Genomic DNA, 13,204 nt, shown 5'->3' on the forward strand with positions numbered 1-13,204 from the left:
CCCGCGCCCATCCCGCTCGGCGACGCTGGTGGCATCACCGACGAGAGGGAGAGTCATGGCACATCGGGGAATCGCCGTCACCGCCACGTCGCTGCTCGCGGCGCTCACGCTCGGCGTCGCCGGCTGCGGGGCGGCCCAGGTCGCGTCGGAGGGCACGAAGGCCACCGCGGTCGACGTGGCCGCCGCGCTGGGTGTCGAGGGGCAGGCGCTGGCCGCGCTGGGCGTCGACCCCACCGAACTGGACCTGATCGCCGCGCCGGCACCGGCCGCGTCGGACGCCGCCACGCCGAGCCCGTCCGCCGGGGCGAAGGGCAAGCGCGGCGAGCGGGCACAGGAGCTGCGGCAGCGCCGGCAGGCGCGGGTGCTGCTGGGCCGCAACGGCCTGCACGGTGAGGCGGTGGTGCAGACCAGGGACGGCGGCACGAAGACCGTCGTCGTGCAGCGCGGCGAGGTGACCGCGGTCGACGGCGGCTCGGTGACCGTGAAGTCCACCGACGGCTTCTCCCTGACCTGGAAGCTGGGCGACCAGCTCCGGGTGGTGCAGCGGCGTACCACCATCAAGGCCGACGACGTCAAGGTGGGGACGAAGGTCAACGTGGCCGGGGCACGCGACGGCGACGCCAGCGTGGCCCGACTGATCGTGGTGCCGGTCAAGCAGAAGTGACCCGTGGAGGACGGTCGGGGCCGTGGCTCAGCGGTGCGGGGGCAGCGCGTAGCCGACGTGGTCCCGGTACTCGACCGTCCACCCCGCCGGGACCAGCCGGGCGCACTGCGTCCGGGGGCCGGTGCAGACGATCGCGTCGACCGAGGCGGGGTCGGCCGGCGGCCGGTCCGGCAGCACCGACTGCAACGCCACCAGCTCGGGCGACCGGCCGTCGTCGTCGCGCAGCAGCAACCACCAGGGGTACTCCCAGTTGTCGTTCTGCTGTACCAGGCCGATCCGCCGGGCGTCGCTGGCCCGGACCGCCGAGGCGGCCCAGCGGAACTCGTCGGCCCACTGCGGCCGGCGCAGGAACCGGGTGTCCCACTCGGTGGTGGTGAGGACCGAGCCGGCACCGACCAGCCGGCGCGGGAAGCCGTACGACAGGGCGAGCACACCGGCCAGCGCGGAGGTGGCCAGCACGGTCACCACCAGCCCGGCGGCCACCGACCGCCGGTCCGCCCCGGACCGCCGCCGCAGCACCGCGTCCACCCAGAGCCCGGCCAGCGGTACGGCCAGCACCAGCGCGTAGAGCAGCAGCCGGTTCCCCCACGGCTGCCATTTGATCATCGCGGTGTGCAGTAGCACGGCACCCGCCACCACGGCCGCGTACGCCCGCAGCGTCCCCGGTCGACCGGGGCTGACCCGCCGGGGTCGGACCAGCGCGACGACCGCCCCGAGCAGCGCCAGCGAGCCGGCCAGCGGGAAGGCCACCCGGTCCTCGTCGGGATACCAGGACGGCACCGGGAAGACCTCCCGGCCGAAGGTGATGGCCCGGTCCTGCGGATCCACGCCGACCGCCCGGGAGCCGGCCATGATCGCCTCGGCGGTGCCGGCGCGCAGCGGGGCGAGCGGGGTGTCGAGCGCGGTGTGCCCGATCCGCAACGCGTTGACCAGGACAGATGCCGGATCGTGCCGTTCCATCGGAATCGACTCGCGCAGCCGGGGCGGTCCCAACGGGTGACCGAACTCGGCGGTCTCCCGGGCCAGGAACGGCCCTACCACCGTCGCCGCGACCAGCAGCACCAGCAGTGAACCGCCCACCGTCCGGGCCATCTGCCGGGCCGCCCCGGTCGGTGCCGTCCGGGTGGAGCTGTCCCCGGCCGACCGTGCGGCTCCGACCGGTCGCTCGTCCCCGGTGGGGCGGTCGTCCCCGACCGGTCGCTCGTCCCCGGCGGGGCGGGTGGCGAGGCGGAGCTGGGCCAGGCCCCAGAGCAGCAGCAGCGGTCCGACGGCGAGCAGCCCGCTGGTCTTGGTCAGCGCGGTCAGCCCGGTGGCCGCGCCCAACGCCAGCGCGTCGCCCGGGCCGGCCCGCCGGCGCAGGCCGTCCAGCGCCAGGGTGGCGGCACAGGCGGTCCAGCCGGCGGCCACCAGGTCGGTCTGGGTGCTGGTCGCCTGGAGGGCCACCATCGGCGTGGTGGCGACCAGGAACGCGGTGAGCAGTTGGGCCCGCCGGCCCCCGCCGAGCTGGGCGGTGATCCGGGTGGCCGCCAGCAGACAGCCGATCCCGGCGGCCCACTGCACCAGGTTGTGCAGCGCGTCCCCGCCGGTGAACAGGCGCAGGTGCAGCAGCAGGTACTCGGCACCGGGCGGGATGGTCACCTGCCGGTGGATGGCGGTGGGCCAGAAGTCGAGGCTGCCCTGGGCCACCCAGTGCTCCACCTTCGGCAGGTGGTACGTCTGCGAGTCGAAGTTGTTCGGCTCGGCGAGCAGCGCCACCACCAGTTCGACCAGCACCACCCCACCCACCGTGCCGGCGAGCAGCCGCTCGCCCCGGGTTCCCGTACGCCACAGGTGGGTCAGCCGGTCCGCCCAGCCGGACAGCATCGTCGCGACGCCGCCCCGGACGGTGGCCGGGGGCGCGGCCGGCAGGCCGGGACCGGTTCCGGTCGCGCCGCCCGCCGCCGGGCCGCCCACGGCCGCGCCCACCAGCACCGCCCGGCGCTCCTCGGCGACCGTGGCCCCGGCCGGAGCCGCCGCCCGGCCGCGTCGCCGGCCGGCCACCACCGCGATCCCGGCCAGGAAGACCAGCCAGGCCAGCGCGAGGGCGGGCAGGGTGAGCGCGCCGACCGCGCCGAGCAGCTCCACGGTCAGCACGGCGAAGACACCGGTCAGCAGGGCGGCCCGGAGCACGCCGAGGCGGTTCGGGGCGACCGCCGCGGCGGCCCGGGGCCGCAGGAGGGCGGTGAGCGTCACGAGCGCGGCGACGGGGGCCGCCACGAGCATCCAGCCGGCTGCCGACATGGGCGGAAGTAAACACCATCGGGACCGGCGACCGGGTGCCGGCCGGTGCGTGGCGGCCGGCGACCGGACGTCGGCCGCCGGTGGGGACGAACGGCCGGCGTCGGCCGGCACGGCGGGGACGAACGGTCGCGTCGGTCGGCACGGTGGCGAACCTCACCCGGCTGACCTGCCAGGCTAGGCTAGTGCCCGACTCACTGTCGCCACCGTGGAGATTCCCGTGAAGCTCTCGATCCTCATGCCGGTCTACAACGAGGAAGAACGCATCGCGGATGCCCTCAAGCAGGCATTGGCGGTCGATTACCCGTGCGAGATCGAGCTGGTCGTGGTCGACGACGGCAGCCGGGACGGCACCGGGGAGATCCTCGGCCGGGCGGACGACGCGCGGTTGCGGGTGATCACCCACCCCCGCAACGCGGGCAAGGGCGCGGCCATCAAGACGGCCGTGGACAGCGCCGAGGGTGAGTACATGGTCATCCTCGACGCCGACCTGGAGTACGACCCGCAGGACATCCCCCGGCTGCTCGCCCCGGTGCTCGACGGGCGGGCCACGGTGGTCTACGGCAACCGCACCTTCGGCAGCCACAGCGCCTACAGCTTCTGGTACGTGATGGGCAACAAGGGCGTCACGATGGCGGCGAACGTGCTGTTCAACTCCTACATCGGCGACCTGGAGACCTGCTTCAAGCTGATGCCGGTCGAGCTGTACCGGTCGCTGGGCATCCGGTCGCGGGGCTTCGGGATGGAGGCGGAGGTGACCGGCAAGCTGCTACGTCGGCGGATCCGCCCCTACGAGGTGCCGATCAGCTACCGGGCGCGCGGGCGCGAGGAGGGCAAGAAGATCACCTGGAAGGACGGGGTCGAGGCGATCTGGATCCTCGGCCGGGAACGCACCCGCCGCCGTTCCGCCCGCACCCCCCGCTGAGCCCGGCCGCCGTCCCGCCCGTTCCCCCGCGCCCCGCCCCGGAGCCACCGGACCGGCTGCCGTCGTCGGCCGTGACGACCGGGCCCGCCGCCACCCCCGCCCGGGGCCACCGGGCCGACTGCCGCCGTCGGCCGGTCACCGCACCGGTTCGCCCGGCGTCCGGTCCCCGGGGGTCAGGAAGTCGAGGATCGCGCGGCGCAGCCCGGCCGGGTCGAGGCCGTGCCAGCGGTCGTGGTCCTCGGCGGTGCCGTAGCGCCGCAGCTCCGCACGGCCCACGCCGAGGCTGAGCAGCCGGTGCGGCCGGTCGGCCAGCGCCCCGGACACCACCCGCGCCGAGGTGCCGGCCAGGTAGGGCTCGACCACGATCACCTCGCTGCCGGCCAGCGTCCGTAGCCCGGTCACGTCGAACGGCCGGGGGCGGTGCGTGTAGGCCACCGTCACCGGCAGGTCGGCCACCGCCGCGAGCGCGTCGTCGCGGACCGGACCGACCGCCACCAGCAGCGCAGCACCCGGTCCGGCGTCGCGGACCACCCGCAACCCACCCGCCCCCGGGTACGCCCGCGCGTTGCCGCGCGTCGACAGCCGCAGGTAGGTCGAGTGCTGCCCGCAGACCGCGTCCCGCAGCGGGTCGGGCACCTCGTCGGGGTGGCCGGGCACGTGCACGGTCCAGCCGTCCAGGGTGTCGATCAGGGCCACGTCGGCCGGGGCCAGGTGGGTCCGGCCGGACTCCGCCCGGTCGTAGGAGCCGCCGATGCTCACCAGCACCGCGCCGACCCCCTGGTGGTCGAGGTCCAGCTTGATCTGCTCGTACGCCCGCTCGACGAGGAACGGCGCGTAGCTGTGCACGATCGGGCGCTGCCCGGTGAGGGCGAGCCCGCCGGCCACCCCGATCATCAACTGTTCCCGGATGCCCACGTTGACGACCTGGTCGGGATACCGGTGGGCTGCCGTGGCGAAGGCGTCGGCGGAGATGTCGGCCAGCACGATCGTGGTCCGGGGGTCGTCGAGGAACCGGGTGGCGCTGGCGACGAAGGCGTCCCGCATGATCATTTTTCGCTCCCCGGGGTCAGTTCGTCGCCTGCCGCCGACCGGCCGGTCCCGTCCGGTCGGCCCGCCAGGTGGGCGGGCGTGTCGACGGCGACGACGACGTGCGGGTGGTGGCCGTCGTGGCCGGTGAGGGCCGCGTACAGGGCGTCGTGGTCGTGCCCGTCGACGACGCTGGCGGTCCAGCCGTTGACGGTGAACCGGCTGGCCACCCCGCCCGGCCAGCCGTGACTGGCCGACGCGTTGTCGACCACGATCGCGGTGATCCCGGCCAGTCCGGTCGCCCCGGCGTACGCGATCGCCTCGTGGTTGGAGCCCTCGTCCAGTTCGGCGTCGCCGAGCAGGACGTACACCCGGGGGGTGGTACGGCCCTGGGCGCGCAGGCCGAGCGCGGTGCCGACGCCCAGCCCGAGCCCGTGACCGAGCGAGCCGGAGCCGATCTCCACACCGGGGACCAGGGTCCGGTCGGGGTGGCCGCCGAGTCGGCTGTCCGGTCCGCCCTCGTCGTCGAGCCAGTCGACGGGGATGAATCCCTTGGCGGCGAGCACCGCGTAGTAGCCGGCCACGGCGTGCCCCTTGGAGAGCAGGAAGCGGTCCCGGTCGGGGTCGTCGACAGTGGCCGGGGTGATCCGCAGGACCCGGTCGTAGAGCATCCAGTGCACGTCGACGGTGGAGTACACGTTGGCGTCGTAGTGACGGCCGGCACGGATGCGCTCCAGCGGCGCGACGACCGGTCCGGGGAGGACGCGGCCGGGTGGGCGGGTTGCGGTCGGTGTGGTCATGTCGCTAGCGTGCAACCTGAAGTTGACTTCAACTCAAGGGTATTGATGCACGAGTCACTCACCATCGGCCAGCTCTCCGCGCGCAGCGGGGTGGCCCAGTCGGCGCTGCGCTACTACGAACGGCTCGGGCTGATCCACGCCGAACGCACCGGCGGCAACCAGCGCCGGTACGCCCGCACCGAGCTGCGCCGGGTGGCGTTCGTCCGGATCTCCCAGCAGGTCGGCATCTCGCTGGAGGAGATCCGGGCCGCGCTGGACTCGCTGCCCTCGTCCCGCGCCCCCAGCCCGGACGACTGGGCCGCCCTGTCCCGCACCTGGCGGGAACGGCTGGACGAGCGGATCAGGCTGCTCGGCAAGCTCCGCGACGACCTGGACGGCTGCATCGGCTGCGGCTGCCTGTCGTTGCAACGCTGCACCCTCTACAACCCGGACGACACGCTGGCCGGCGAGGGCCCCGGCGCCCGCCGCCTGGTGCTGCCCCACCGCGCGGACCCGCCCCCGCCGTCCTGAACGCTCCCCGATCCTGCGCCCGGCGTGGGCGGTGCTCCCAGCACCACCCCGCGGTCCGGCCGGGGCGGCGTTCCCGGCACCACTCCGTGGTCCGGCCCGGGGCGTCACCCGGTGGTGAGCAGCACCTTGCCCACGTGGTCGCTCGACTCGACCAGCCGGTGCGCCTGCGCCGCCTCGCGCATCGGCAGCCGCCGGTCCACGATCGGCCGCACCGCGCCCGACTCCACCAGCGGCCACACCTGCTCCCGCACACCCCGGACGATGTCCGCCTTGTCGGCCAGCGGGCGGGACCGCAGCGCGGTCGCCGCCACCGAGGCCCGCTTCGCCAGCAGCGCACCCAGGTCCAGCTCCGCCGTCCGGCCACCCTGCATGCCGATCACCACCAGCCGGCCGCCGTCGGCCAGCGCCGCCACGTTCCGGGACAGGTAGGACGCGCCCATGATGTCGAGGATCACGTCCGCGCCCCGCCCGTCGGTGACCCGCCGGACCTCCTCGACGAAATCCTGCTCGCGGTAGTCGACGGTGTGCGCGGCCCCCAGCTCCCGCAGCCGGTCGTGCTTGGCCGACCGGGCGGTCGCCACCACGGTCGCGCCCAGGGCCGCGCCGAACTGCACGGCGAACGTGCCGATGCCGCTGCCGCCGCCGTGCACCAGCAGCGTCTCGCCCGCGCCGAGGTGGGCCACCCGGACCAGGTTCGACCAGACGGTGCAGGCCACCTCGGGCAGCGCGGCGGCGTCGACCGGGTCGACGCCGGCCGGCACCGGCAGCAGCTGCCCGGCCGGAACGGCCACCCGCTCGGCGTACCCGCCGCCGGCCAGCAGCGCGCAGACCGGCTGACCCACCGCCCACCCGGTCACCCCCGCGCCGACCGCGCCGACCACCCCCGAACACTCCAGACCGGGGTACGCGGGCGAGCCCGGCGGCGGCGGATAGTGACCCTGCCGCTGGAGCAGGTCGGCCCGGTTGACCGCGCTGGCGGCCACCTCGACGACCACCTCACCCGCGCCGGGCTCGGGATCGGGCACCTCCGCCCAGACGAGTGCCTCGGGTCCACCGGGTTCCGGGATCGTGATCGCACGCATGGCCCAGTCTTACCCGATCCGGGCCGAGGTCCTACCCGATCCGGGCCGCGAGTCACGCCCGGCCGACGATATCCGCCGACCTGACCACCTTCGGCCGGCAATATCCACCACCCGTCGCCCTGGCCGCGCCACGGCTCGCCCAGGACGGCCGGAATTTTGGCCACAGTGGACCGTCCGGGTGAGGTCATGCTGGTCACGCCGAGGATGAAGAACCCGATTCCAGCACGGTACCGCGCGCCGGACGGTGATGGGCCGGCTCGTCCGGACACGATTCGTGGCAGACTAGGTACAGCCGTGCACCTCTGGGTGGCGGTCCGGGAGGGTTCGCCTAGTGGCCGATGGCGCTGGTCTTGAAAACCGGTAAGGCAGCGATGTCTTCGTGGGTTCGAATCCCACACCCTCCGCCTTCATAGCAGCAGAACCGTCCCCCGACCAGCGCGGACGTCGGCCAGGGGACGGTTCGCGGTTGGTGAACCGCGTCCCGCTGGGTGCCGTCTCGTCCCGCTCAAGATCGTGCTGGAACCATGTTGCAGTGGCCTCGGAATCGCAGAATGCCACTACAACATGGTTCCAGCACGATCTTGGGGTCAAGCGGCCCACGAATTCGGCCGGCGACGGGCGGGCGTCGGGTGGTGGCCGTCGCGTCTCGCTGGTCGTGTCGTATACGTGTCGGCGCTACTCGGCTTCCTCGCTTCCTCGATCGGCTTCCGGGCCGCTTCGTCCTGTCCTTCGATGCATGAGGCGTCGACCTCACAGGACGTGCACGCTGTGCCCGGCCCACTGCGCGACCTGGATAGCAGGCATTCCGGCGTTGAGCCAGAGCGACACGGCAGCGTGCCGCAGGTCGTACGGTCGGTGCGCCCCCTGGCTGGTGTTCTGGTTCAGCTCCCGGACACCGATCCGCTCCATGACCCGTGTGTAGAACTAGATGTTCTACCGCTCCAGATTCTGGCGTCGTCTGACTACCCGCGCCGACCAGCGGGCTCAAGCCGGACTATGCCTCCCTACGGCGCTCGGTTACGTAGGTGCCGCGCTGGGGCATGGTCATGACCAGCCCGCGCTCCCGTAGCAGGGCGATCGCCGCGCGGACGGTGCCGCGCGCCACCCCGTACTCCTGCTGTAGCCGCAGCTCGCTCGGTAGCGGCTTGAGCGGCTGCAACTCCCCCGACTCGATGCGCTTTACGCGACGTCCTTGTCCATCGACTGAAACCCGGATCGACTCCTGATCAGCGGAAGTCGCTGGACCGTTCGGCGCTCAGGGGACGGGGCTGAGGTGGGCGGCGAGGATGCGCCAGCCGTACCCGTCGTCGTAGGTCCAGGTCCGGGTGTAGCGCAGCCGCGCCGCGAACGGCTCGCCCTCGAAGGTGCCGCTGACCCGCCCCCGGAAGAACGTCACCCCGGTCGTCCCGGCGACCAGCAGGTCCAGCTCCTCCTCCACCAGCTCGTCGAGCACCGAGCCGCCGCCGCGGTGGGCGGCCAGGTCGTCGGCCTTGCCGAAGGTACGACCGTCCGGCCCGACGGCGACCAGACGGTCGTCGAGCAGGGTGTCGAGCGCGGCCACGTCGCCGGCCCGCTGGGCGGCCTGGAGGCGGCGCTCCGCCTCCAACAGTTCCGCCTCACGTTCGGTGTCCTGCATGCGCCCTCCCGGTCGTCCGCCGCATCCCCTCATTCTGGCGGTCCGACGGTGCGCGGTGCTTCCGGTTCGATCGTCCGGCCCGGCGGGGTAAGAAAGGGCAGAGGAAATCGCGCACACCGGAAGGGACCTTCCCGATGACCCTGGAACGACCGATCGCCCCGGACCCGTACGAGCTGCTGCCGACCGTCCCGTCGTTCGACCTGGCCAGTGACGACGTGCGCAACGGCGAGCCGATGGACGCCAAGTACGCGCACGGCAGCACCGGTGGCGAGAACGTCTCCCCGCAGCTGGCCTGGTCGGGCTTCCCGGCCGGAACGAAGAGCTTCGTGGTGACCTGCTTCGACCCGGACGCCCCGACCGGCAGCGGATTCTGGCACTGGGTGCTGGTCGACGTGCCGACCTCGACGACCAGCCTGCCGACCGGCGTGCGGGAGGCCGACCTGGGCGGGGCGTTCAGCGTCCGCAACGACTACGGCGACACCGGTTACGGGGGTGCGGCCCCACCGCCGGGCGACCGTCCGCACCGGTACGTCTTCGCCGTGCACGCGGTCGACGTCGAGAAGCTCGGCGTCGGGCCGGACGCCAGCCCCGCGTACGTCGGCTTCAACCTGGCGTTCCACACCCTGGCGCGGGCGGTCATCCGGCCGACGTACCAGATCAAGGAGTGACCGGTGGTCCGCCGGTCCCGCGCTCGCGGGACCGGCGGGCGCGGGGCACGGTCAGCCGGGCACCCGGGCGACGGCGAAGACGGACTGACCGAACGGGGGCCGGACGAGCTGCTCGGCGGCCTTGGTGGCGGGCAGGACCAGGGTGTCGTACACCTTGACCATGGGGCCCTCCTTCGGCATCAGCCGGAAGACCTTGGTGGCCATGAAGTAGCCGATCAGGCCGAGGGCGTTGGCGTAGTGCATCGTCTCGACGCGCAGTCCGGCCGCGGTCATCGCGTCGCCGAGGGTCTTCTTGGTGTAGCGGCGCACGTGGCCGGTGGCGATGTCGGCGGGGCCCATCGCGAACTGGAACGCCGGCACGATGATGATCACCGCGCCGCCGGGCCGGACCAGGTCGCGCATGCTGCGCAGCGCGCCCACGTGGTCCTCGATGTGCTCCAGCACGTTGTACGAGACGGCCGCGCTGTAGTCGCCGCCGCCCGGGTGCGGCAGCAGCATCTCGCGCACCTCGATGGTCGGCTCGTCGACCAGTCGCTCCTTGAGCAGGATCAGCCGGTCCGGGTCGGCCTCGGTCGCGGTGAACCGGGGGACGTGCCGCGCCCATTCCAGGGCGTAGTCCCCCAGGCCGCTGCCGATCTCGATCGGGTCGTCACCGAGGTGGGGCACCGCCAGCTCGACGAACCACCTGCGGTGGTTGACCGCGGTGGCCAGGCCCTCCAGCACCTCTGACTGGACGCGCTGATCCCCAGTGATTTCTGCCATGCGTCGATTCCTCACGATATATGACTGACCCGCGCCTGGACCGACAGAGTGAATCATCCGCGTCAGGGGCGGAGGAAACGGGGCACCGTGGGAGCTGAAATGTGGTCGGGGGAGGGCACGCGATCGGCGGTCGGCGAACCCGGCACATAGTACGGCAGTACCCGAAACATGTCACGTGCCCGCCATAGGGCAACTACGCTCTGAATTGTCATGACTACTCCTGAATCGGACCCCGGGGTCGACCGGTCCGGCGTCGCCGACGCCGGCTCGGGACCGACCCGGCGGACCGTCCGGCGGAGCTGGCGACGGGTGCTCCCGGCGACCCCGGCCGGACCGTCGCCACCGGCGGGCCGACCGGCGCGGACCGGGTCCACCACCCGGTGGCGGGGGGACGCGCCCGCCGTCGGCAGCTACCTGCTGCTGGCTCTCTGGGTGACCGCCCGGCTCTGGCGCGATCCCGGGGCGGGGGTGCGGGACAACCGGTCGGACCAGGCGCAGTTCGAGTGGATGATGGCCCACGGCGCACGGGTGGTCACGGAATGGAGCTATCCGTTCAGTTCGGATCGGATGAACGTGCCCGACGGCGTCAACCTGATGGCGAATACATCGGTATTATCCGTGTCAATACCGATGACCCCGGTCACGCTGCTCTTCGGGCCACACTGGTCGTTTCTCCTTTTCCTCACCCTCGGAATGGCGGCCACCGGAACCGCCTGGTATTTCCTGCTGTCCCGGGTGGTCACCCGGTCCCGGGGGGCGTCCTGGCTCGGCGCGGCGTTCTGCGCGTACGCCCCGGCGATGGTGTCGCACGCCAACGCCCACCCGAACATCGTCTCCCAGTTCGTCGTGCCGCTCATCGTCTGGCGCACCCTGCGGCTGGCCGAGCCGGGCCGGTGGCTGCGCAACGGGATCCTGCTCGGCCTGCTGATCGTCTGGCAGGCGTTCCTCAACCTGGAGATCCTGCTGATGACCGCGATCGGCCTGGCCGTGGTGGTCGGCGCCCTCGTCATCGGCCGCCCGCACCTGCGCCCGGCCGCCCGGCCGTTCCTGGCCGGGCTCGGCGTGGCCGCGCTGCTCTCCCTGGTGCTGCTCGCCTACCCGCTCTCCGTGCAGCTCTTCGGGCCGGGCTCCTACCACGGGCTGTCCCGGCTGATCCGGGGCTACCGCACCGACCTGGGCGCGTTCGTGGGCTGGTCCCGGGAGTCGCTGGCGGGCGACGCCCGGTCCGCCGATCCGCTGGCCCGCAATCCCACCGAGGAGAACGCCTTCTTCGGCTGGCCGCTGGTCGTCCTCACGGTCGCCCTGGTCTGGTGGCTGCGGCGCAACGCCCTGGTGGTCGGCCTGGCCGTGCTCGGGCTCTTCTTCGCCGTCCTGTCGCTGGGGCGGGAGGTGCAGCTCAACGGGCGCGACACCGGCGTCCCCGCCCCGTGGGCGCTGCTGGAGGAGCTGCCCCTGCTGCACTCCGTGGTGCCCACCCGCTGGTCACTGGCGATCACGCCGATCATCGGGGTGCTGCTGGCCCTCGGCGTGCAGCGGTCCCGGGACCTCGCCCACCGGCACCCGTCCGCCCGGCGACAGATCCGCTTCGCCACGGTGACCGTGCTGCTGATGGCCCTGCTGCCGCTGCTGCCGACCCCGCTGCCGACGACCCGCCTCGACCCGGTGCCGGAGTTCGTCACCTCCGGCGGCTGGCGTCCCTACGTGGCGGGAGGCCGCAGCGTGGTGACCCTGCCGCTGCCCGACAACACCTACGCCGACCCGCTGCGCTGGTCGGCCCGGACCCGGCTGGAGATGCCGCTGGCCCGGGGCTACTTCCTCGCCCCGGACACCCGGCCCTGGTCCCCCGAGCCGGACGCCGCCCTGTTCACCGCGCCCTACCGGCGGACCAGCAACTTCCTCGGCGGCGTCGCGCGGACCGGAACCGTCCCGCCGGTCACCGCCGCCGACCGGCGGGCCGCCCGGACCGACCTGCGTTACTGGCGGGCCGGCGTGGTGGTCCTCGGCCCGCACCCGCACGCCGACGCGCTGCGCCGGGCGATGACCGCGCTGACCGGCGTCACCCCCACCCGGACCGGTGGGGTCTGGCTCTGGGACGTCCGGCAGCTCGCCGGGTGAGCCGGCGGAGGATCAGGCCGAACGGACGCAGCAACCCTGGCAGATCTTGGGGCTGGGCAGGGTGAACGCCAGGCAGCAGGTTCGCCGCTGCACTGTCGGTTCACCGGTGCGGCCGGGCACCAGCTCGACCAGATCCGTCAGGTCGAGGGCGTCGAGCAGGGTGTCGACGGCGTGCACCGCCGAGCCCGGCAGGACGTCCGCCGCCCGGAGGACGCCCTGCGCGATGCCGGAGGCCACCGAGCCGAGCAGGGTACGCGCACCCACCCGCACCTCCGCCTGGAGCGCGGTGATCATCGGGGCGAGGTGGGCGTCGAGCAGGCTGGCCCGTAGGACGCGGAGCAGCTCCGCCTCGTCGGCCACCACCCGGACCCCGGGCTGGCAGGTGAGCACGAGCGGGTCACCGGGCAGCACCGCGACGGTCGTCGAACGGCGCAGGCCCATGGTGAGCAGTTGCCGGTGGTCCTCGAAGTGGATCAGCACGTCGGCCGGGTCGAGCAACGGCACCCGGCGGGCCGAGGCCCAGCCGAGCACCACCGGCAGCGCCGTCCAGTAGCTGTAGGCCTTCCAGGCCAGCGCGGCGCAGGCGTGCGGGGTGCCACCCCAGCGACGGGCGGCGGCGCGCAGGAAATCGGGCGTCCGGGTGCCGTCGACCAGGGTGGTGGCGGGGCTCCAACCGCCCTCGTCCGTCACCACCAGGCCGGGCGCGAGGCCGGGCAGCACGTCGGTGCCGAACATGGCG

12 protein-coding genes, 1 tRNA gene and 2 pseudogenes are annotated in these 13,204 nt (G+C 73.4%); 6 read left to right on the forward strand and 9 right to left on the reverse strand.

Annotated features, from left to right (window positions below):
- Nucleotides 1-55 precede the first annotated feature (55 nt).
- Nucleotides 56-664, forward strand: a complete 609-nt coding sequence (locus O7612_RS29030; protein WP_282269138.1) for a hypothetical protein — start codon at nucleotides 56-58, stop codon at nucleotides 662-664.
- A gap of 27 nt (nucleotides 665-691) precedes the next feature.
- On the opposite strand, the gene O7612_RS29035 is transcribed toward O7612_RS29030, so the two are convergent.
- Entirely contained in the window at nucleotides 692-2,944 is a 2,253-nt protein-coding gene (locus tag O7612_RS29035) for a phospholipid carrier-dependent glycosyltransferase (protein ID WP_282269140.1), read from the reverse strand.
- A 217-nt stretch (nucleotides 2,945-3,161) separates the two neighbouring features.
- On the opposite strand from O7612_RS29035, the gene O7612_RS29040 reads away from it, so the two are divergent.
- On the forward strand, nucleotides 3,162-3,866 hold the full coding sequence (locus tag O7612_RS29040) for a glycosyltransferase family 2 protein (protein WP_067304200.1): 705 nt from the start codon (nucleotides 3,162-3,164) through the stop codon (nucleotides 3,864-3,866).
- A 135-nt stretch (nucleotides 3,867-4,001) separates the two neighbouring features.
- On the opposite strand, the gene O7612_RS29045 is transcribed toward O7612_RS29040, so the two are convergent.
- Together O7612_RS29045 and O7612_RS29050 are read right to left on the reverse strand one after the other, a co-directional pair.
- Complete coding sequence (locus O7612_RS29045) at nucleotides 4,002-4,910, reverse strand: transketolase (protein ID WP_282274090.1); 909 nt, start codon at nucleotides 4,908-4,910, stop codon at nucleotides 4,002-4,004.
- 89 nt (nucleotides 4,911-4,999) lie between these two features.
- Nucleotides 5,000-5,692: pseudogene (locus O7612_RS29050) on the reverse strand (transketolase); the annotation flags it as partial.
- A 45-nt stretch (nucleotides 5,693-5,737) separates the two neighbouring features.
- Here O7612_RS29050 and soxR point away from each other — a divergent pair.
- Nucleotides 5,738-6,202, forward strand: a complete 465-nt coding sequence (gene soxR / locus O7612_RS29055) for a redox-sensitive transcriptional activator SoxR (RefSeq protein WP_282269143.1) — start codon at nucleotides 5,738-5,740, stop codon at nucleotides 6,200-6,202.
- Between the two features lie 104 nt (nucleotides 6,203-6,306).
- On the opposite strand, the gene O7612_RS29060 is transcribed toward soxR, so the two are convergent.
- Nucleotides 6,307-7,284 (reverse strand): NAD(P)H-quinone oxidoreductase, encoded by a 978-nt coding sequence (locus O7612_RS29060; RefSeq protein ID WP_282269144.1) that lies wholly within the window; start codon nucleotides 7,282-7,284, stop codon nucleotides 6,307-6,309.
- Nucleotides 7,285-7,601: 317 nt separating this feature from the next.
- Here O7612_RS29060 and O7612_RS29065 point away from each other — a divergent pair.
- A tRNA-Ser gene (locus tag O7612_RS29065) sits at nucleotides 7,602-7,688 on the forward strand.
- A 183-nt stretch (nucleotides 7,689-7,871) separates the two neighbouring features.
- On the opposite strand, the pseudogene O7612_RS29070 reads toward O7612_RS29065, so the two are convergent.
- From O7612_RS29070 to O7612_RS29080, 3 genes and pseudogenes are all read right to left on the reverse strand, one after another.
- A pseudogene (locus O7612_RS29070) lies at nucleotides 7,872-8,145 on the reverse strand (hypothetical protein); the annotation flags it as partial.
- Between the two features lie 133 nt (nucleotides 8,146-8,278).
- The gene (locus tag O7612_RS29075; protein WP_282274091.1) at nucleotides 8,279-8,500 is read right to left on the reverse strand and encodes a GntR family transcriptional regulator; all 222 of its coding nucleotides are present in this window, start codon (nucleotides 8,498-8,500) and stop codon (nucleotides 8,279-8,281) included.
- Nucleotides 8,501-8,539: 39 nt separating this feature from the next.
- Nucleotides 8,540-8,920, reverse strand: a complete 381-nt coding sequence (locus O7612_RS29080) for a nuclear transport factor 2 family protein (RefSeq protein ID WP_282269145.1) — start codon at nucleotides 8,918-8,920, stop codon at nucleotides 8,540-8,542.
- Nucleotides 8,921-9,054: 134 nt separating this feature from the next.
- On the opposite strand from O7612_RS29080, the gene O7612_RS29085 reads away from it, so the two are divergent.
- The gene (locus O7612_RS29085; protein WP_282269146.1) at nucleotides 9,055-9,588 is read left to right on the forward strand and encodes a YbhB/YbcL family Raf kinase inhibitor-like protein; all 534 of its coding nucleotides are present in this window, start codon (nucleotides 9,055-9,057) and stop codon (nucleotides 9,586-9,588) included.
- Nucleotides 9,589-9,639: 51 nt separating this feature from the next.
- Here O7612_RS29085 and O7612_RS29090 read toward each other — a convergent pair whose 3' ends face one another.
- Nucleotides 9,640-10,350, reverse strand: a complete 711-nt coding sequence (locus tag O7612_RS29090) for a methyltransferase domain-containing protein (RefSeq protein ID WP_145922364.1) — start codon at nucleotides 10,348-10,350, stop codon at nucleotides 9,640-9,642.
- Nucleotides 10,351-10,560: 210 nt separating this feature from the next.
- On the opposite strand from O7612_RS29090, the gene O7612_RS29095 reads away from it, so the two are divergent.
- Nucleotides 10,561-12,465, forward strand: a complete 1,905-nt coding sequence (locus O7612_RS29095) for a hypothetical protein (RefSeq protein WP_282269150.1) — start codon at nucleotides 10,561-10,563, stop codon at nucleotides 12,463-12,465.
- Between the two features lie 12 nt (nucleotides 12,466-12,477).
- Here O7612_RS29095 and O7612_RS29100 read toward each other — a convergent pair whose 3' ends face one another.
- Complete coding sequence (locus O7612_RS29100) at nucleotides 12,478-13,200, reverse strand: ferric iron reductase (RefSeq protein ID WP_282274092.1); 723 nt, start codon at nucleotides 13,198-13,200, stop codon at nucleotides 12,478-12,480.
- Between the last annotated feature and the right edge of the window lie 4 nt (nucleotides 13,201-13,204).

This window comes from Micromonospora sp. WMMD987 (assembly GCF_029581435.1).
In the GTDB taxonomy this organism is placed as follows: Bacteria; Actinomycetota; Actinomycetes; order Mycobacteriales; family Micromonosporaceae; genus Micromonospora; species Micromonospora rifamycinica.